General features: G+C 71.6%; 11 protein-coding genes. 2 read left to right on the top strand and 9 right to left on the bottom strand.

From position 1 onward, the window contains the following. Window positions 1-21 precede the first annotated feature (21 nt). The 4 genes from OG892_RS29225 to OG892_RS29210 all read right to left on the bottom strand — a co-directional run bounded on the left by OG892_RS29225 (window position 22) and on the right by OG892_RS29210 (window position 10,137). Window positions 22-2,334, bottom strand: coding sequence for a tetratricopeptide repeat protein (locus tag OG892_RS29225; RefSeq protein ID WP_371630695.1), 2,313 nt, complete (start codon window positions 2,332-2,334; stop codon window positions 22-24). Continuing rightward, a complete protein-coding gene (locus OG892_RS29220; protein WP_371630694.1) occupies window positions 2,331-3,722 on the bottom strand; it encodes a serine protease in 1,392 nt (463 codons plus the stop codon). Before OG892_RS29220 ends, OG892_RS29225 begins: the two co-directional genes overlap by 4 nt. Window positions 3,723-3,801: 79 nt before the next feature. Then, entirely contained in the window at window positions 3,802-6,135 is a 2,334-nt protein-coding gene (locus tag OG892_RS29215; RefSeq protein WP_371631711.1) for a polysaccharide lyase 8 family protein, read from the bottom strand. Between the two features lie 132 nt (window positions 6,136-6,267). Next, entirely contained in the window at window positions 6,268-10,137 is a 3,870-nt protein-coding gene (locus OG892_RS29210; RefSeq protein WP_371630693.1) for an endo-alpha-N-acetylgalactosaminidase family protein, read from the bottom strand. A 406-nt stretch (window positions 10,138-10,543) separates the two neighbouring features. Between OG892_RS29210 and OG892_RS29205 the strand changes: the two genes are divergently transcribed. Next, window positions 10,544-11,767 carry a glycoside hydrolase family 64 protein gene (locus OG892_RS29205; RefSeq protein WP_371630692.1) on the top strand — a complete coding sequence of 408 codons (1,224 nt, stop codon included), beginning with the start codon at window positions 10,544-10,546 and terminating at the stop codon, window positions 11,765-11,767. Window positions 11,768-12,163: 396 nt separating this feature from the next. After that, a complete protein-coding gene (locus OG892_RS29200) occupies window positions 12,164-12,814 on the top strand; it encodes a peptidoglycan-binding protein (RefSeq protein ID WP_371630691.1) in 651 nt (216 codons plus the stop codon). An 84-nt stretch (window positions 12,815-12,898) separates the two neighbouring features. Here the strand turns inward: OG892_RS29200 and OG892_RS29195 are convergent, their stop codons facing one another. Genes OG892_RS29195 through OG892_RS29175 form a run of 5 tightly spaced genes read right to left on the bottom strand, consistent with a single transcriptional unit; the run spans window position 12,899 to window position 19,257 of the window. Then, window positions 12,899-13,834 (bottom strand): ROK family protein, encoded by a 936-nt coding sequence (locus OG892_RS29195; protein ID WP_328865288.1) that lies wholly within the window; start codon window positions 13,832-13,834, stop codon window positions 12,899-12,901. Further along, on the bottom strand, window positions 13,831-15,540 hold the full coding sequence (locus tag OG892_RS29190; protein WP_371630690.1) for a dipeptide ABC transporter ATP-binding protein: 1,710 nt from the start codon (window positions 15,538-15,540) through the stop codon (window positions 13,831-13,833). Before OG892_RS29190 ends, OG892_RS29195 begins: the two co-directional genes overlap by 4 nt. Next, window positions 15,537-16,433 (bottom strand): ABC transporter permease, encoded by an 897-nt coding sequence (locus OG892_RS29185; protein ID WP_073738711.1) that lies wholly within the window; start codon window positions 16,431-16,433, stop codon window positions 15,537-15,539. Before OG892_RS29185 ends, OG892_RS29190 begins: the two co-directional genes overlap by 4 nt. Further along, window positions 16,430-17,389: an ABC transporter permease gene (locus tag OG892_RS29180; RefSeq protein ID WP_073738710.1), complete on the bottom strand. Its 960-nt coding sequence runs from the start codon at window positions 17,387-17,389 to the stop codon at window positions 16,430-16,432. Before OG892_RS29180 ends, OG892_RS29185 begins: the two co-directional genes overlap by 4 nt. A 50-nt stretch (window positions 17,390-17,439) precedes the next feature. Beyond that, entirely contained in the window at window positions 17,440-19,257 is a 1,818-nt protein-coding gene (locus tag OG892_RS29175) for a peptide ABC transporter substrate-binding protein (RefSeq protein WP_073738709.1), read from the bottom strand. Between the last annotated feature and the right edge of the window lie 21 nt (window positions 19,258-19,278).

Below are 19,278 nucleotides of genomic sequence, written 5' to 3'. Positions count from 1 at the left end.
TGAAGTCGTTGCGGGCGGGCGTCAGGAGCGGGTCTGCGGGCGGACCGCGTGCGAGAGGTCGATCAGCCGCTCGTACTCGGCCGTGGCCTGCCGCTGCCGGGCCAGCCAGCGGTAGCACTGCTCCAGTTCCACCCGCACGGCCCGTTCCCCGGGCACGGCGGGGGGCGGCAGGCCCGTCCGCGCCCACCGTCCGGGTGGCCTCGACCCGCCGGCAGCGGCCAGGACCGCGTCGAGCTTCCACTCGTACAGCTCGGTCCGCAGCAGCCAGGCCGGTTCGTCGCCCGCGACCAGCGGGGGGTGCGCGCCGGACGCAGGGGCGAGCAGGGCGAGGCAGGCGTCGATGTCCGCCTCCTGCGGCAGTGGCCGCTCGCCGGCCGTGAGCCGCCCCGCCCGGATGCGGAAGGCGGCGATCCGCGCGACGGTGTGGTCGCGCGACTCGTCGGGCACCAGGTCGAGGACCTCGATGGCCGCGACCCGGTCGCCGCGTGCCAGGGCGAGCCTGGCCAGCCCCAGGGCGGCGCCGACGTGCGAGGGGTTGCGGGCGTGCACGGCGCGGAACAGCTCGTACGCGGAGCGCCCGGCCGGGGCGGCGCCGTCCGCACCGAGCTGTTCCGCGCCGTAGGCGAGCGCCAGCTTGGCCGCGTACTCGCCGGGCAGGGCCCGGTGCACGGCGGAGAACTGCTCCAGGGCCTCTTCGAGCATCGGCCCGCGCTCGTCCAGCACATCGGCGCCGCGCAGCGCGACGAGTCCCCGGTGCCAGCTGAGGCGCCACTCCCGCACCGGTCCCGGTCCCGGTATGGCGGCCGCCGCCTCGACCTGTTCCCTGGCGGCGGCGAGCGCCTCGTCGCCCTCCTGGCCGAGCAGCAGCCGGGCGTTGTGCAGGCAGATCTCCACGGACTGCTCTCCGCGGGAGGGCTGGGCCAGCGGCTGGCCCGGGTCGTAGCTGCTGACCCCGAACCGGGCCGCCTGCGGGTCGCCCGGGTAGGGGCGCGGCACCGGGAGCCGGCGGGCGATCTCGGTCGGGGTGGGCAGTCCTGAGTCGAGCGCGGGCGACCGGGGTGTCTCCCGGCGGCCGTACAGCGGGCGGCGCAGCCAGTGCGCGTAGTCGGGCACCGAGCCCAGCCGGGCGCCCAGCAGTTCGGTGGACGGGGTTTGGCCGGCCGGGCCGAAGTACTCGGAGGGTTCGGGCTGGTCGCGTTTGCCGCGCAGGGCCCGGATCTCGCGGAGCACGCCGCGCAGCTGCCCCGCCATGTCCTCCGCGGAGCCGAAGCGGCGTTCCGGATCGCGCGCGGTGGCCCGCTCCACCACCAGCCGGAACGAGCTGATGCCGAGTCCGGGCACGTCGTCCCCGACCGCCCAGCCGGCCAGTTCGGCGAGGGTGACGCCGACGGTGTGCAGGTCGTGCGCGACGGTCAGCGGGGAGACGCCGTCCGTCTCCGGGGCGGCGAACCAGGGGGTGATCACCGGGGGCGGGTCGGTGGAACCGGCCTTGCGGACCCCTCCGAGGTCGATGACCTTGATGCCGTCGCCGTGGTGGATGACGTTGGACGGCTTCATGTCGCCGTACAGGAAGTCCATGCCGTGCAGATGGGCGAGGGCCTCCAGGATCTGGCAGCCGTAGGTGATGACGTGCTCGATGTCGAGGACGAACTCGCCCCGCCGGGTCGATTCGGCGACGGCCGACAGCGTCCGGTCGCCGACGTCCTCCATCACGATGTAGCCGCCGGACACCGTGCCGTCGGCGTTGCGGGTGCTGACGAAGTCGCGGATCTGGACGATGCGTTCGTGCCGGATGGCGACCAGGCTGCGGCGCTCCTCACCGGCCTGGGCCGCGCCGCGTTCCGCGTAGCGGTTGAGGAGCCCCTTGACCGCGACGAGGTCTTCCAGGTGGGTGTCCTCCGCCAGGTAGACCCAGCCCTGGCCGCCGTGCGCGATGGGGCCGCGGATCAGGTACTGGTCCTGGAGCGGCGGGCCGCCCTTGGTCAGCTCGGGGCGGTAGGAGTAGGGGGCGCCGCAGCGGGGGCAGTGGCCCTCCTGCGGCGGTGACGTGACGGTGTACGGCGGGACGAACGCCACCCCGCAGGCCTTGGCCGAGCACGTCATCACGATGCGCACCGGGCGCTCGGCGGCGCTGAGCCGCTCTGCCGGGCTGCCCGGCTCCAGCAGCGGGAGTTCGAGGAGTCCGGCGGGCCCGTGCTCCTCGGGGGCGGCGGGCAGCGGCGGCAGTCCGGGGCCCGCCTCGTCGCGGCCGCAGGTGTCGCAGTAGCCGGTGGGCTGGACGGCCCCGTCGCAGGGGGCTCCGGTGAACCGGCGGTGCGGGCAGGGGATTCTCATGGGCCCGCCGCCGGACCCGGGCCGGTGCGCTGTCCCGGCAGCCGCGCGGGTAAGGAGCGGGACCGCGCGTCGAGGTCGGCGCGCAGCTCACGTAACAGCTGTTTCAGCGCGGCGAGTTGTTCGCGCGGGTCCGCGAGTGAGCGCAGGGCGCGCAGTTGACGGCGGCGGGTGGCGGCGTCGGTATCGGGGCGGGGGGCCATGGACGCCGAGTCCAGCAGGCCGTTCAGCCTGACCCACTCCCGTTCGAAGCGCTCGGTCCCGCGCACCAGTTCCTCGGCCCGTTCGTCGAGGGCCGGTACCAGCAGGTCGCGCGCCACCTCTTCCAGTACCGCGCCCTCGCCGCTGCGGAAGATGACCAGCAGCCGGAAGCCGAGTGTCCGCACGCGCGCCAGCAGGGGCACCAGCGCGCCCGGGTCCGGGTCCTCGTCCAGGCCGATCACGGCGAGCACGGGTCCCGATCCGGCCGGGCGGCCGGCGAGCGAGCGCTCCGGCTCGTCACCGCCCTCCAGGAGCCAGTCGCGGTACGCGTTGCGCTGGTGGCGGGGCGGCCGCAGCTGCGCAACCAGCGTCTCGACGAGTTCCTCCGGCCGGGTGCGGCCGCACCGGTGGACGAGGTGGGCCCGGTGGAGCTGGTGGAGCAGGGTGCGGTCCCGGCCGCCGCCGTGCGGGACGACTCCGACCCGTACCGCGGGCTGGTCGACGCCCGTGAACCAGTCGCGCAGCCGCTCGGACAGTCCGCTGTCCCAGCCGTCGGGCCCGCTCAGTTCGGCCACCAGCGGGACGAGGTCGGCGATGCGGTCGACCGGGATCATGTACGAGAACGCCAGGTCGTTGTCGTCGGGCAGCTCCAGCTCCAGATCCCCGCGCCAGCTCACCACCAGGCCGACGACCCGGTCGGTGTGCGGTCCCTCGCCCCGGGTCTGCACGGCCGCGCCGCTGAACCCCGGGCGCACCACCTCGACGTTCCGGCCGGCGTCGAGCTGCACCCACGCGCCGTGCAGTCCGCTGATCCGGCCGGTCAGCCACATGCCGTCGTCGAAGGCCTGGGAGTAGCCGCCGATCCACACCTCACCGCCACGCTCCATCCGCCGTCCCAGCGGCGCGGGCGCCGCCTGCGGGCGGGGGCTGTCCAGTGCGAGTACGGCGATGTCCTCGCGGGCGGAGCCGTCCCGGCCGGGCAGCCAGCCGTCCGGCGCGACCCGGGCGGCGACGGGCGGGATCCCGGGGTTCTCGGCGAACTCCACCCACATCCGGGCGTCCGCTTCCCGGACGACGTGCGCGCAGGTCAGCATCCGGTCCTGGGTGAGCAGCACCCCGGCCCCGCACACCTCGCCGTCCGGACCGCCGCGGCGTAACCGGAGCCGCCAGTCCGCTCTCAACTCCCCCATGGCTCCTGAGCGTACGCGTGCGGCGGCCATCCTTCCCAGACTCCCGGCAGACTCCGGCCGCCGGATCACTCCACGGTGGCTACCGGAGGTCACACCTCAGCGTGGCACCGGCCTTCCCGGGGTCCACGCCGAGCACCAGCCGCCGGCCGGTGGCGCGGACCTCGATGCCCGGATCCGCCGGGACGGCCTCGCGCACCGGGCGGTCCCAGACCACTTCGAACGGTGTGCCGCTGCGCTCCGGCGCGCTGATCCGGATCGTGGACGCGCCCCGGCCCTCGCGGACGAGCACGCTGGCCGGCCCCGTCGAGGAGAGCCGTCCGGCTGTGCCCGGCTGCCAGAAGTTGGCGGCGGTCAGCCCGAGGGAGCGGACGGAGACGCCCTGTACGGCGGCGGTGTTGGCGAGCACCGTCAGCCAGTGCCGGTCCGCGGCGCGGGCGGCGACGGTGCGCCGGGAGGCGCCGGGCATCAGGAGGTAGAGGTAGCCGGCAGCGGCCGGGTCGGTGCCGTGGTCGAGCCAGAGGGTCTGCCAGTGGCGGGTGCGCCGCTCGGTGGAGCTGGTGGTGTTGATGTCGGACCAGGCGCCGGTCCTGGCCTCGCGCAGGGTGTGCAGCGCCGCGCCGCCGGGCAGCACCCAGCCGCCGTGGCCCTCCAGATGGGCCCAGCGGGGCCGTTCGCGGTCCTCGACGGTGAGGGTCTGCGCGCCCTCGTCCGGGCCCAGGTTGCGGTTGTCGACGACGGTCTCGACGGGCACGCCGTCGGCGGCGGTGATGCCCGCGCCGAGGCAGATGACCGTGTCCGCCGCGCAGAACCAGGACTTGCGGGCCTCCAGGGTGGAGTCCAGGCCCTTCACGTGCTGGCCGACCGCCGCGAACTCGCCGTCGTGCGCGCCGCCCACCCACCGCGTGTCCGGCCGGGGTTCGCCCCACTCGCCGCCGGCCCGGTCCGCGAGCCGCTTGGTGGAGACGGTGGTGCCGGGCAGCCGGTACGGGTCGACGGTGGGCCAGAACCAGTCGGTGTACTGGCCGCCGCCGTCGGCGCCCTGCCACCAGTAGAGCATTCCGGCCCCGGTGTGCCAGCCGCGCGGGTTCTCGCCGTTGCCGCACTCGTAGGAGCTGATCCGCTCCGACGACATGGCGAGGTTGGCGACCCAGCCGGGGCGCCGGTGCACGGCCCGGTCCATGGCGGCGAACAGGGTGTGCCCGACGGGTTCCGGCGCGGCGGGGACGGGTGCGTCGGCCGCCGCGTGCAGTCGGGCGAGGTCGGCGACACCGAACTGCGGGGCGGTGAGGACGGGGCTGACGGTGTCCCGTTCGATCCAGCCCTTGATCATGCCGTTCCACCGGTCGCGCTCGGCGGCGGAGGCACCGTTCGCCAGCAGGGCCACGGCCGCGATCAGTCCCTGGCCGTGGAAGTGGTCGCTGCGCATGACCTGGAGTTCGTCGCTCTTGAGGAGCCCCCGGCTGATGGCGCGGCCGTTGACGCTGTCCATCATCAGGCCGTCGTGGATGAGCGGCGCGTAGGCGTGTTCGACGCTGTCCAGGATGACTTGGCGGCCCGGATCCGTGACCTCCCAGGTGGACCCGGCCAGCAGGGCGAAGAGCCGGCCCAGGCCGTCCAGCATGACCTGCCCGTACGTGCCCGAGTAGGCGATCCAGGTGTGCTGGATGAACGAGCCGTCGGCGTAGAGGCCGTCGCCCTCGCTCACGTACGGGAAGACGGGCGAGAGGGCGTCGCGGGCCAGCGCCGTCTTGGCGCCGTCGCGGCCGAGGACGCCGCGCAGGGCCACCGAACGGCAGAGGTCGACCCGGTTGGCGCCGGTCGAGGTGCCGCTGTAGTCGGTGAGCGCGGAGTCGGGGATGAAGTGGTCGACGGCGGCGCAGGCGGCCTGCACGCGCTCCTCGCCCAGCTCGTCGCGGAGCACCGCGACGATGTCCATGAGCAGGCGCGGGCTGCCGATCTGCCACTCCCACCAGTTGCCGTACGGGGCGGTGGACGGGTTGTAGACGGTGGTGGAGAGGTGGTCGAGGCCCCGGACGACGGCGTCGAGCAGATCCGCGTTCCCGGTGTGTCCGGTGCCCTGCTGGGCGTAGGCCTGGGTCATCGTCCACAGCCGGGTGTAGCTCCAGGTGATGCCGGCCGGCGGGTCGAAGGTGTGTCCGGCCCAGAGCGAGTCGGTGGCGGGAGCCATCGTCGAGCGGAATTCCTCGGCGAGTTCGCCGGTGCCGGCGAGCCGGGAGGCGTAGGGCTCGGCGGCCGGGTCGTAGCCGGTGCCGAGCGAGAGGTCGTTCCAGCGCAGCCGGAGCGTCTCGAACTCGTCTTCGGCCCCGTCCGCGCGGGCCGCGGGAGCGAGCGCGAGGCCCAGCGCGGTGGCGCTGCCGGTGGCGAGAAAGGCACGGCGTGACCAGGCGGGCAGAAGTGGCACGAGCAACCTCCGGTGTGCAAGTCGTTCAGAGGGGCCGGACGAGGGCTGGTCTAGCACGCGCTTACTACGACGGGGAAGGGGGCGGACCGATGACGGTCCGCCCCCTTCCCCTCGTGGAGCCGTTCAGCTTCCGCAGTGGAAGCGGGCGCTGCCCCAGTCGGCGTGGTCGTTGCCGTTGCCGTCGCCGCCGTCACCGGCGATCAGCTCGACGTACTTGGCGCCGGTGACGTCCGCCGTCAGCGACCAGGCGCTGTCAGCGGCCTTGAGGACCGGCGACTTCACCTTCTCCGTGCCGTCCGCCGTCACGGAGAACTGCACGCTGCCGGCGCTCTTCTGCACGTCGTCCACGCCGACCTCGGCGGTGAACGAGGTGCACTTCCCGCCCAGGTAGTAGCGGACCTTCGCGGGTGCGTGGCTGCCGAGGCCCTTCTCGTACACCGTGGAGCCGATGGTCAGCGGGGTGCCGTCGCCGGTGCCGGTCTCGCCGTTGGAGAGGTCGCGCTCGACCGGTCCCCAGCCGTTCTCGGAGGCCGTCCAGTCCAGGTCACTGGCCCAGCTGTCGGTGGTGGGCGGCGGCGGCAGGGTCCGCACCGAGGCCTGCGCGCCGAGCTTCCGCTGCGCGCCGCCGACCGTGTAGGCCGCCTCGGAACCCAGCTGGTACGTCTGGTACTTGGCGTCGACCGGCGGGGTGACCTGCCAGCTTCCGGTGACCTTCGCACCGGCCGCGACCGCGTCGAAGGTGACGGGGCCCACCGGCTCGGCCTTCCAGCCCTCGGGGACGGTCAGGCCCACCGAGACCCCGGTGACGCCGGTGGCCTCGTAGTTGGTGAAGCTCGCCTTCACGGTGTTGGCGGTGCCCGGCTCCAGCGTCTCGGCGTCCGGCTTGACGGTGAGCGTGCCACAGGCGGCCTGCTCACCCGCGGGCGCCTTGCCGAGGTCGGTCACGGTGAAGCCGTCGAGGGCGAAGTCGGCGCCCTCTGGGGCGTCGTCGCGCTTGCGCAGACCGGTCCAGGTGTCGCCGCAGCCCGCCGTGACGGTCTCGGTGAAGTGCCCGGTGGTGTGCTGGGCGCCGATGGCGGTGGACCGGGTCTGTACGGAGTCGGGCTTGCCGTCCGCGGTGATCCGGTCGTAGCCGTCGACCCACTCGTAGGCGCCGGCGTGGCTGGACTGGTAGTCGTACTCGACCTTGTAGCGGTGGCCGTCGGCCATCGGCACGGTCCAGGGGGCGGTCCGGTAGACGATCCCGGCGTTCTCCTCGTGGGCCTTGAGGGACTCCTTGCCGCCGAGCACGTCATCGATGAGCTTGCCGTTCCAGCCGGCCTGGGTGTACGGGGCGTGCAGCTGGGAGATGCTGGTGCGGGGGTCGGTGGAGCCGCCCGCGTCGCCCTTGAGGAAGGGGCCCCAGCCCTGGTCGACGTCCTCGAAGTCCTCGTACACGACGGTGTTCTTCTTGGTGGCGGGGGCGTTGGCGACGACGCGCACGTCATCGGCGCGGACGGTCGCCGCACTGCCCTTGGCGGCTTCGACGCGCAGCGTGGTGCGGCCGTTGGCGGGGGCGGTGAAGTTCACCTTGGCCCGCTGGAAGTAGGTGTCGTGCCAGTCGGACGCGGCGACCTGGTCCTTGGCGGTGGAGCGGTCCACGGCCACGGACTTCCCGCCGGCCGACAGTGTGGTGTGCCGGGTCTTTCCGGGCTCGACCTCGATCAGGGCGGAGGCGGTGTAGCGCGCGCCGGGCTTCAGTCCGCCGATGCTCTGGGAGAGCGCGGCCGTGCCGCTGCCGGAGAGCTTCGCGCTGTTGCGGCCCTGGCTGTCGGTGTCGCGGACGGCGGTGCCGGTCTTCGACCAGTCGGACAGCCTGCCGTCGTTGAAGCCGGGGTCCTCGACCGGGGTGCCCTCGCCCCATTTGGCGTCGGCGGCCTTCGGCGCCTTGTCCGGGTAGAGGACGTACGGCTGCCCGGCCTCGGCCTTCAGCGTGATCTTCCCGTCCACCGGACGCACCGTGCCGGTCTTGACGCGGCCGTTGTCGCTGAGCTTGTAGACGGTGTACGCGCCCTTGGAGGGCACCGCCCAACTGCTCGTGCCGCCGGACTCGCTGTAGTGGTAGAGCTTCTTGCCGCCGTCCCACGGGAGCAGGTAGTCGGTGCCGCTGAGCACCTTTCGGCCGTGGTCGTAGAAGGTCCGCTTCCCGTCCTCGACCGTGCCGCTGACGCCGCCGGTGAAGGTGATGTCGTTGCCGTCCCAGCGGGTGATCTTCTGCTGCTGGAGGTACTTGGCGGGCAGGTTGCGCTGCCAGATGTTGTCGTAGAAGGAGTTCCAGTCGGTCTCGCCGGTCCAGCCCTCGAACTCGTCGATGGCGCTCTGGCCGAGGACCGGGTCGTTGTTCCAGACGTCCTTCTCGTCGTTGCGGATGAACCGGATGATCTGCGAGTTGAGGCCCTTGTTGGTGGCGCCGCCGTAGTCGAGGTCATTGGCCCAGTGCGACCAGAGCGAGCCGCGCTCGAACTTGTCGGCCCACTCGCTGGCTACGTTCCAGCCCTGCTTCTGGAGGGACTGGAGGGTCTTGTCCGCAATCCAGCCGTGCGTGTAGTAGACGTCGATGTACAGCATGCTGAGGTTGCTGTCCGTCTCGTCGCGCAGCTGCTGGAAGCGCTTGGCCAGGTCGCCGCTGTTGATGTCGCGGCGCTGGTCGATGTAGTAGCTCTGGTTCAGCCAGTTCCAGCCGGGGCTGGACTTGTCAACGAGCTTCTCGTCGAACGCCTTCGCCTCCGGGTAGGCCTCGGTGGCGTTGACGTGGACGCCGAAGGTGGCGCCCCACTTCTTGCCGTCCTTGAGGAGCTCGTTGAGGTCCTTCAGCCCGCCGGCGCGCTTGTTGTAGTTGCCGCCGTAGTCGGGGTGGGCGGAGTCGTGGCCCTCGGAGGCGTACCCCTTGAGCAGCGCGAGCTGTCCGAGGCCGTCGGTGGCCAGCGAGACCCGCTTGACGTCGTCCAGGGTGCGCAGGAAGGGGTGGGTGGCCTGGCTGGCGAAGTTGAACGGGATGTGGGTGACGACCCGGTCCGCGGTGTCCTCGCTGCCCGGTGCGACCACGCCGATGGAGCGGAAGGCGACGGCGCCGTCCTGCCAGTCGACGGTCTTGTCGCCGTTGGCGTCGGGCGTCACGACGACCTTCGCCCAGGGCAGGTTGTCGCCGCTCTCGGGCTCGGGCGCGCCGTCGCCGCGGTAGGTCCACTGGCCGGACCAGACGCCGACCCGGGTGGAGCCGTCGTCGGCCTTGCGTGCCTGGTGCCAGAAGCGGGCGTCGTCGCCGCCGGTGGCGCCGGCCGGCTTGTCGTACGAGGAGTTGGACTCGACGGCGGCCGCCAGCGATCCGGTGTTCACGATCGCGTAGGTGCCGCCGACGGGTGCGGTGTCGGCCTTGGTGGCGTCGGTGACCTTGGCGAAGACGTCGGCGGTCTTCGTCGAGTCGGGGTCGAGCTTCGTGAAGGCGGTGGCGGCCCCGGCGTCGGTGCTCGCGACGGAGACGAGGTCGTGGCCGGGGATGTCGATCGTGCCGACCCGGAAGGCGGTGGTGTCGCGGACGGCGGTCACCTTGAAGGTGGTGGCGCGTCCGGAGACCGAGAGGGAGGCGTCGATCTCGACGCCGGGCAGATCGGTGAAGGTCAGCGTGTAGCGGGCGGCCGACTTGGTGACCTCGGGCGCGCCCTTGAGCTTCACGTCGTGGGCGGTGCCGTTGAGGGTGACGGAGGTGACCGGCCGGGTGGAGCCGGACAGCTGGTTCCCGGAGGCCCGGTCGGTGTACGTCAGGACGCGCGGGAAGTCGTCCGCGACGGCGACGGCGAGCTGCGCGGAGGCGATGACGGCGCCCGCCGGGACGGCTGATTCGGCCGCGGCGGGCGCGGGGGCGGCGGCTGAGGCGGGGAGGGCGGTCCCCACCAGAGCCAGGACGGCGGCTGAGGCGGCGGCAGCAGCGCCCGCCGTAGTGAATCTTGGCGACATGTGCTCTGCGTAGTCGCCGTGTCCGGACACCGTCAACGACGTACGGCTCCGAGGGCCCCTCCAGTCCAACAACCGCTCTGCGTAAGTCCAAGTACGCCCACGTGGGGTGTGGGGGCCGCAGTACCGGCCCCGCGTTCAGATGTTGATCACGGTGGGCGGTTAGGGAGGGAGCGGACACGCCAAGTAGTGGCGCAGGGCGTCGAGTTGTGAAGACCTTCGATTTTTGAGAGCGCTCTCAGTCACAAGTCTTGACGGTCGCCGCAGCCCTCGCGAGAGTGGTGCGCACCGCGGACGCGCTCGTTCCACCTCCCCGCACCGCCGCGCCGTCCGCGACCCTCCTGTCCCCCACCGTTCACCACCCCCCACCTCCCCACATCCCCACCCCCCACGCCTCAGGAGTCCCCTCGTGATTTCGCGCAGACTGTTCCTGACAGGCGGCATCGCCGCCTCCGCGACCGCACTCACCTACCCCGTCTGGGGAAGCGCGCTGAGCCCGCGCGCCTCTGCGGCCGCCGCGACCTGCGAACTGGCCCTGGAGAACAAATCCCTGTCCGGCAAGGTCAACGCCTACGTCACCGGCCACGAGCAGGGCACCGACCGGTGGGTGCTGCTGCGGGCCGACGGCAGCGTCTACCACCCCGAGTCCCCTGCTCAGCCGCAGACCCCGCTGCCGGTGGACTGCGCCATCCCGCTGAACGCGGCGGGCGCCGCACCCGTCGTCGTGACGCTCCCCCAGATGTACGGGGCACGGGTCTACTTCGTGCACGACGACACCCTGGACTTCTTCCTGAACCCGGGCCCCTCCCTCGTCGAACCGGCCTTCGCCACGCCCACGGACGCGAACTACGGGCGCACCTGGTCGTTCTGCGAGTTCACCTTCAACCCGCAGCAGCTGTACGCCAACATCAGCTACGTCGACCTGGTGACCGCGCTGCCGATCGGCCTGACCCTGCAGGGCGACACCACGCACACCGTGGCCCCGCTCCCGGACGGCGCGGTCCAGAAGATCGCCGACGACCTCACCGCCCAGGCCGCCGCCGACGGACAGCCCTGGGACCAGCTGGTGAAGCGCGGTTCGGACGGCAACGTGCTGCGGGTCATCTCGCCGCAGAACCTGATGGCGTCGTCCGGCGGCGGCGACATGCCGTTCGGGAACCTGTTCACCGCACAGGTCGACGAGGTCTGGGAGAAGTACCGCTCGACGGACCTGCGGATCGACCTCCAGGGCGGACGCGGCGTCCTCGCCGGACGGGTCAGCGGCGACACCCTGACCTTCGACGGCGGGCACACCTTCTCCAAGCCCACCTCGCAGGACATCTTCACCTGCAACGGCGGCCCGTTCGCCAACAACCCGGCGGACAACGACGACAAGAAGGCCCTGCTGGCGCGGATCGCGGCCGGCTTCAACCGGTCGATCATGCTCAGCCACCCGGACCAGCCGAACGGCACCACGGTGGCGGACTACTACAAGGGCGATGTGACCAACCACTGGTCGCGGATCGTGCACGCCAACAGCCCGATCGGCTACGCCTTCCCCTACGACGACGTACGCCCCGACGGTGAGCCGGACGTCTCGGGCGCCGCGAACGACGGCAACCCGCGCCGCTTCACGGTGAGCGTCGGTTCCTGACCTCCCCCCACGGAGACCGGCAGGGCCCCCGTCCGGGCGGGACGGGGGCCCTGCCATGTGCGGGGCCGCGCGGACACGGCCCGAGGGCGGCGCATCCGACGCAGATCACGCCGTCCAGCGGGTGATGTGATTCATCAGCCCATTCCCATCGACTTACGAACACCCGTCTCGCAAACAGGCGTTCACATCAAGCACTTACGACAACGGGCAACAAATGGGAATTGCTCCATTGGTCGAACCGGTGACGGCACACGCCCACCGACCACGAATTCCGCTTTATTCCCCATAGTTTCCGGCTCCCTCACCTGGGAGGACAGCCGGTTTATGGCGGCCCGCCAACTCCATTGACCGACAAGGTTCTTGACGCCACATTGGGGTCCGCGACACCGTGCATTCATGCGACAGAAGAGAATGGCTCAGCTTATGGTCGCGGTCGCGGCCACCGCCGGAATACTCCTTTCCGTCCCGGCCACCGCCCAGGCGGCACCCACCCCCCACCACGGACTGCGTTCGTTCCAGGCTGCTCACGGCCTCCGGCCCACCGGAACGGTCGACGCGGCGACCGCCCGGTCGCTCCAGGCGGCTCCGGACAGCGAACTGCGGACGGTCTTCACGGTCGCCGCCGACCTCGGACCGGCCGAGCTCGCCAACGCCCGTACCGTCATCGGCGTCGGCAAGGGCGCCCAGATCCCCGAGCAGGGGCAGGTCATCGCGCTGATGACGGCCATGCAGGAATCGAAGTTCGTCAACTACCTGACGCCGGTCGACCACGACTCACTCGGCATCTTCCAGCAACGGCCCAGCACCGGCTGGGGAACCCCGGAGCAGATCACGGACGTCCCCACGTCGTCCAAGTCCTTCTACGGGGTCGCCCCGTTCGGCAGCAATCCGGGCCTGATCCAGATCGCGAACTGGCAGACCAGGCCGCCGGGCGAGGTGTGCCAGGCCGTGCAGGTGTCCGCCTTCCCCGACGCCTACGCCCAGTGGGAGCAGTTCGCCCGCGATCTGCTGGCCCAGGAGGGCCCCACCGTCGACCCGATCTACTGAGGCCCCACCCGCACACCACTGCCCCCCATGCACAGGCGCCCCCGCCCTTCCGGACGGGGGCGCCTGTGTGCGCGGCCGGGGGCCTCAGACCGGCGAACCCACCGCGAGTTCCCGCCGGGCCCGTGCCGCGGCGCCGACCGGTACGGCGTCGGCGCCCAGGCCGGACCGGACCAGCCGGACGGGGTGACCGCTCACCGGCGGTTCCGCGGCCAGCGACGCGTCGATGACCGGGCCCAGCAGCGGCCAGGCGTGGCTGACCCCGCCGCCGACGACCACCGTCGTGATGTCGACGACGCCCGCCGTCATCACGATGGCCCGCGCGATGCCGGAGCCGGCGGCCCGGTACACCGCGAGGGCGTCCTCGTCACCGCGCTCCGCCGCCCCCGCGACCTCGCGGGCGGTCAGCCGTCGGCCGGTGCGCTCCGTGTAGCGGGTGCCGATGGAGCGGCCGGCGGCCAGGGTCTCCAGATGTCCCCGCCCGCCGCACGAGCAGAGCAGGTCGCCGAAGCCGGGGATGTGCCCGATCTCGCCGGCCGCGCCGTGCGGGCCGGTGAACAGCCTGCCACCGCTCCACAACGCGCCGCCGACGCCGGTGCCGAGGGTGATCCCGAGGACATCCGGCTCGTCCCGGACCGCGCCGCCCGACGTCTCCCCGTACAGGAAGGCGTTGACGTCGTTGTCCAGGAAGGCCGGGACTCCCAGCGCGTCCTCGACGGCGTCCGTCACCCCGAAACCCGCCCAGCCGGTGAAGGAGTCGCTGGCCACCAGGATGTGACCGGTGCCGGAGTCCACGACGCCGGCGGCGCCGACCCCGCAGCCGGTGAGCCGCCCGTGGGTGCGCTCCAGCAGCGGGGTCAGCGCGTCCAGCGCCGCCGTGATCATGGCCGGGCCGCCGTGCGCCGCCGGGGTGGCGGTCTCGGCCCGGTCCAGGACGGTCAGTTCGTCGTCGCACAGGACCACCTGTGTGGTGGTGCCGCCGATGTCCACGCCGGCGAAGAGCCTGCGGTCGTACGGGTTCATGCCCGGTCCTCCGTCCGGCCGGCCGAGAGGGCGGCCAGGCGCTCGGCCCTGCGGCCGCGCTGGATCACCGGGTCAGGCACCGGTACGGCGGCCAGCAGGCCGCGCGTGTAGTCGGTCTCCGGGTGCAGGAGGGTCGCCCCGGTGGGGCCCTGCTCCTGGATCCGGCCGCCCCGCAGCACCACGACGCGCTGCGCGAAGTGCTGGACGACGGCCAGGTCGTGGGAGACGAAGAGGCAGGCGAAGCCCAACTCGTCCTGGAGCTCGGAGATCACTTCCAGTACGGCCTGCTGCACGCTCACGTCGAGCGCGCTGGTGGGTTCGTCGGCGACCAGCAGCCGGGGCTCAAGGACCAGCGCACGGGCCAGGCTCACCCGCTGGCGCTGACCGCCGGACAGCTCCCGGGGCGCCCGGTCCGCGACCTCGCGCGGCAGCCGGACGCGGTCGAGGATGGCGGCCACCTTGCTCCGGCGGTCCTTGGCGGAGATGCCCCGGTGGTGGACCCTGAGCGGCTCGGCGACGCACTCGCCGACCGTCATCCGGGCGTCCAGCGACGCGACCGGGTCCTGGAGGACCACGCCGATGCCGGCCCGCAGGGCGCGGCGGGCGCGGGAGCGGACGCGCCCCAGGTCGGTGCCGAACAGGGAGACCGTGCCGGAAGTCGGCGCGATCAGCCCGAGCGCGACCCGGGAGGCGGTGGACTTGCCGGAACCCGACTCGCCCACCAGCCCCAGGGTCTGGCCCGGGTGCACGGCGAAGGAGACACCGTCCAGCGCCCGCACGGCGTTCTTGCCCCGGCCGAAGTCCACGCGGACGTCGCGGAGTTCGGCCACCGGCTCGGCGTCCGGGGCCGCGGTGGAGGCGGCCGGGGCCGACTGTCCCGCCTCGGCCACGGACAGCCGGGGCACGGCGGCCAGCAGGCGGCGGGTGTAGTCGTGGGACGGCCGCAGGAGCACGTCCTCGACCGGTCCGGTCTCCACGATCTCGCCCCGGTACATCACGGCGACCCGGTCCGCGAAGTCGGCGACGACGCCCATGTTGTGGGTGACCAGCAGGACGCCGGTGCCGGTCTCCGCGGCGAGCCGGCGCAGCAGGTCGAGGATCTCGGCCTGCACCGTGACGTCCAGCGCGGTGGTCGGCTCGTCGGCGATCAGCAGGGCGGGGCTGTTGGCGATGGCCATCGCGATGACCACGCGCTGGCGCTGCCCGCCGGAGAGCTGGAAGGGGTAGGCCGTGGCCCGCTTCTCAGGTTCGGGGATGCCGACCTTGCGCAGGAGCCCGACGGCCTCCGCGGCGGCGTCCTTGGGGGACATCTCGCGGTGGTTGCGGATCACCTCGGCGATCTGCCTGCCGACCCGGGTCAGCGGGTCCAGCGCGGTGGCCGGCTCCTGGAACACCATGGAGGCGGTCCGTCCGCGCAGCGACGCGAGGTCGCTCTCGCGGGCGCCGACCACCTGGGTGCCCGCGATGACGGCGCTGCCGGTGGCACGGGCGTTGCCGGTCAGCAGGCCCATCGCGGCCAGCGCGATGGTCGACTTGCCGGAGCCCGACTCGCCGACCAGGGCGAGCGTCTCGCCGGGTCCGACGTGCAGGGAGACGCCCCGCACGGCCGGCACCTCACCGGTCTCCGTGGTGAAGACGACGCCGAGGTCGTCGAGTTCGAGAATCGGTCCGGCCGGCGATGCGGCGGGACCCTTGGTGACGGTCATCCGCGTCCCCTCACGTCGAATGCGTCGCGGAGCCCGTCCCCGATCGCGTTGAACGCCCACACCACCAGGATGATGGCCAGGCCCGGCGGAATGATGAGCCACCAGTAGCCGGAGTACGCGGCGGTGAGACCGGCCGACAGCATGCCGCCCCAGTCGGTGGCCGGCGGCTGGACGCCCAGGCCCAGGTAGGAGACGTAGGCGATGAGCAGGATGGCGTCGGCGATCTGGAAGGTGGCCGCGACGATGATGGTCGAGACGGAGTTCGGGAGGATGTGCCGGATGATCGCCCGGCCGTGCGTCCCGCCGATCGCCCTCAGCGTCAGCACGTAGTCGCGGTTCTTCAGGCTCAGCGTCTCCGCCCTGATCAGGCGCGAGGGCACCAGCCAGGAGACGAAGCCCAGGATGACGATCATTCCCGTCAGGTCCGGGGTGGTGATCGCGGAGACCACCAGCAGGATGAAGAGCGCCGGGATGGCGATCCCCGCGTCCACGACCCGCATCATGACCGCGTCGACCCAGCCGCCCGCGTAGCCGGCGACGGCGCCCCACAGGGTGCCGATGACGGTGGCCAGCACGCCTGCGGCGAGACCGACGATCAGCGACACCTTGCCGCCGTACATGAGCCGGCCCACTACGTCGTGGCCGACGGCGTCGGTGCCCAGCCAGTGCGAGCCGCTGGGCGCGAGGTTGACCTGCTGGAGCATCGTGTGGGTCTGGTCGGTGGAGTACACCAGCGGACCGACGAAGCAGAACAGGAAGAAGAAGGCCACCACGCCGAGCCCGACCACGGCGAGCCGGTTGCGGCGGAAGCGGCGCAGCGCGAGGCGGGAGCCCGACGCCGCGGGGGCGGTGGCCGTGGCGGGCACCTGGCCCGGCTGGATGACGGCGCTCATGCCCGGCCTGCCTTCACTCGGGGGTCGATGACACGCTGGACGATGTCGGCGAGGAGCGTGCCGGTCACCGTGGCGACCGCGATGACGAGCACGCAGCCCAGGAGCACCGGGTAGTCGGAGGACTGGGCGGCGGTCCAGAAGAGCAGCCCCATGCCCGGGTAGTTGAAGAGCTGCTCAACCACCAGCGCACCGCCGAACAGCACCGGCACGTAGTACCCGAGCATGGCGACCACGGGCGTCAGCGAGTTGCGGAACACATGGCGCCACAGGAGGGCGCGGGAGCGGGTACCGCCGGCCCGCGCCGTCCTGACGTAGTCCTCTGAGAGGTTCTCCAGGGTGGCCGCCCGCATGTAGCGGCTGAACACCGCGATCATCGAGGCGGCGCCCGCGACCACCGGCAGGACGAGTGCCTGCGGATCGGAGATCACCTGGGCGAGCGTGTCGCCCTGTGGTGCCTGGGAGGGGAACCACGGCAGCGTCTGGCTGAACACCAGCACCAGGATCAGCCCGAGGAAGTACACGGGCGTGGAGTAGGCGATGAAGCTCAGCGTGGTGATGACGTAGTCCGCCGGCTTGTTGCGCCGCATGGCCTGCCACATGCCCAGCGGGATCGCCAGCACCAGGCCGACGACCGCCGACAGGACGGTGAGCAGCAGGGTCTTCGGCAGCCGCTCGGTGATGAGCTGGGAGACCGGCTCGTTGAGGGTGTACGAGGTCCCGAAGTCGCCGTGCAGCAGCTGGTTCAGGTAGTAGAAGTACTGCACGGGCAGCGGCTTGTCGAGGCCCTGTTCGTGGTTGAAGGACGTGATCTGCTGCGGGGTGGCCTGCGGGCCGAGGATCCCGCGTGCGGGACCCCCGGGCAGGGCGTGCAGCAGACCGAAGACCACGATCGTCACGATGACGATCACCACGACGGCCTGGAGGACCCGCCTGATCAGGTAAGAGGAAGTGCTCATGTGTATTCCGGTCGCTTCGGCTCAGTGGTGCGCATGGTCGCCAACCGGGCTTACTTGTTGGTCCACTTCCACATGGCGGGGTGGAAGTTGGCCAGCGAGTCCTGGGCGAAGCCGCCGAGGCCGCTCTTGACCACGGAGACCTGGTAGTCGGGTTCCGGCAGCCAGACCACCGGAAGGTCCTCGGCCAGGGCGGCGCTGTACTTCTGCATGGCGGCGGGCGAGGAGTCGGTGGTGGTCTCGCCGATCAGCTTGTCCACGGCGGGGTTGGTGTAGCTGCCGAAGTTGGAGGCGCCGCCGGTGGCGAAGAGGGAGTCACCGCTCGGGTAGGCCGGGAAGTACCAGCTGCCGGCGCTGCCGAAGAAGGAGAGCTGCCACTTGCAGCCGGAATCGCCGGCCTTGCACTGGCCGGCCTGCGCGAGAACCGAGTTGACCGGCGCGGTCTTGATGCCGAAGCCGATGCCGGACTTGGCGAAGGACGACTGGAGGGCGCTCATCAGGTTGTCGGTCACGGTCGAGCCGGACTGCGACAGCACCTGCATCTGGAACTTCGTGCCCTTGTCGACCCCGGCGCCGCACTGGTCGTCGCCGCTGCCCGGGTGGGTGCAGACCATGGTGGAGCCCTGCTGGGTCCAGCCGTGGTCGGTGAGCAGCTTCTTCGCCTTGGCGGTGGAGAAGGGGTACGGGTTGTTCTTCTGCTTCGCGGAGACGAAGGCGGAGGTCTGACCCTGCGGAACGGGGCCGTAGGTCGAGACGGCGGTGCCGTTGAAGATCACCTTGGAGAGGGTCGCCTGGTCCACCGACATCTGGATCGCCTGGCGGGCGTAGAGCTGCTTGAAGACCGGGCCCATGGTGGGGTTGTTGAAGTTGTACGGCATGTACGTGATCGCCCAGCCGGCCCACGGCTTGAGGGTGTAGCCCTTGGCGGTGAAGGACGCTTCCTGGCTGAGGTTGGTGGCGTTGATGTAGCCGTAGTCGACCGTGCCGGCCCGGAGTGCGTTCTCCTCGGCGTCCGCGGTGGTGAACGGGAGCAGGTTCACCGTCTTGATGTTGGCCTTGCCGCCGCCGTCGTACTTGGCGTTGGCGAGGAGCTGCACCTTGCCCGCCGTCGAGAACGACTTGATGGTGTACGGGCCGCTGACCGTCTTCCAGAGCGGGTCGGTGGCGTAACCGGAGATCTTCTTGGCGGCGGTGTTGAGGTACGCCCAGACCTTCTTGGCGCCCGCGGGGGTGAGGTCGAGGTCGGACACCTTGCCCGCGTCGCTGGTCTTGTCCCAGACGTGCTGCGGCATCGGGCGGATCATGCTCAGCTCGTTGGCGAGCATCCACTGCGTGTTGTACGCCTTGTCGAACGTGATCGTGAAGTGCGTGTCGTCCACGATCTTCAGCGAGGTCCAGTTGTCCGGCGCCTTGCCCGGGCTGTAGCTGGCCCAGTCCTCCCTGTTCGCCTTGACCAGGTTGAACCAGAACTGCACGTCGCGCGAGGTGATCTTCTCGCCGTCGCTCCAGTGCCGGTCGCCGAGGGTGATCTTGACGCTCTTGCTGTCCTTCGCGAAGTCGGCGCCGGTGGCCAGCGAGTTGTTCTTGTTCCAGCCGACCTTGCCGGTGGAGCCGTCGTACGCGATCAGCGGCTCCCAGAGGGACTGGGATATCGAGGCGTTGTTGGTGTTCAGGTGGGAGGCGGTGCCGACCGGGAGGATCCAGTTCGGCGTGAAGTTCGCCGGCAGCGCGTAGTTGATGCTGTCCTTCGAGCCGGCGCCGGACGAGGTCGTGCCCCCGCCGGAACAGCCGGACAGCAGAACGGCCGCCGTGGTGGCGACGCCCGCGGTGAGGGCCCAGCGGCGGCTGTTCGCCGTGCGGGTAAGGATCATGACTCTCCTCGGAGTGAAAGG

The organism is Streptomyces sp. NBC_00341, assembly GCF_041435055.1.
Taxonomy (GTDB): Bacteria; Actinomycetota; Actinomycetes; order Streptomycetales; family Streptomycetaceae; genus Streptomyces.
The sequence above is the reverse complement of the archived record's forward strand: the minus strand, read 5'-3'. Positions and strand labels throughout refer to the sequence as shown.

What these genes read in the sequence shown, in the direction of transcription:
- OG892_RS29225 (WP_371630695.1), bottom strand. Translation starts at nt 2,334, where the DNA reads ATGAGAATCCCCTGCCCGCACCGCCGGTTCACCGGAGCCCCCTGCGAC.
- OG892_RS29220 (WP_371630694.1), bottom strand. Translation starts at nt 3,722, where the DNA reads ATGGGGGAGTTGAGAGCGGACTGGCGGCTCCGGTTACGCCGCGGCGGT.
- OG892_RS29210 (WP_371630693.1), bottom strand. Translation starts at nt 10,137, where the DNA reads ATGTCGCCAAGATTCACTACGGCGGGCGCTGCTGCCGCCGCCTCAGCC.
- OG892_RS29200 (WP_371630691.1), top strand. Translation starts at nt 12,164, where the DNA reads ATGCGACAGAAGAGAATGGCTCAGCTTATGGTCGCGGTCGCGGCCACC.
- OG892_RS29195 (WP_328865288.1), bottom strand. Translation starts at nt 13,834, where the DNA reads ATGAACCCGTACGACCGCAGGCTCTTCGCCGGCGTGGACATCGGCGGC.
- OG892_RS29190 (WP_371630690.1), bottom strand. Translation starts at nt 15,540, where the DNA reads ATGACCGTCACCAAGGGTCCCGCCGCATCGCCGGCCGGACCGATTCTC.
- OG892_RS29185 (WP_073738711.1), bottom strand. Translation starts at nt 16,433, where the DNA reads ATGAGCGCCGTCATCCAGCCGGGCCAGGTGCCCGCCACGGCCACCGCC.
- OG892_RS29180 (WP_073738710.1), bottom strand. Translation starts at nt 17,389, where the DNA reads ATGAGCACTTCCTCTTACCTGATCAGGCGGGTCCTCCAGGCCGTCGTG.
- OG892_RS29175 (WP_073738709.1), bottom strand. Translation starts at nt 19,257, where the DNA reads ATGATCCTTACCCGCACGGCGAACAGCCGCCGCTGGGCCCTCACCGCG.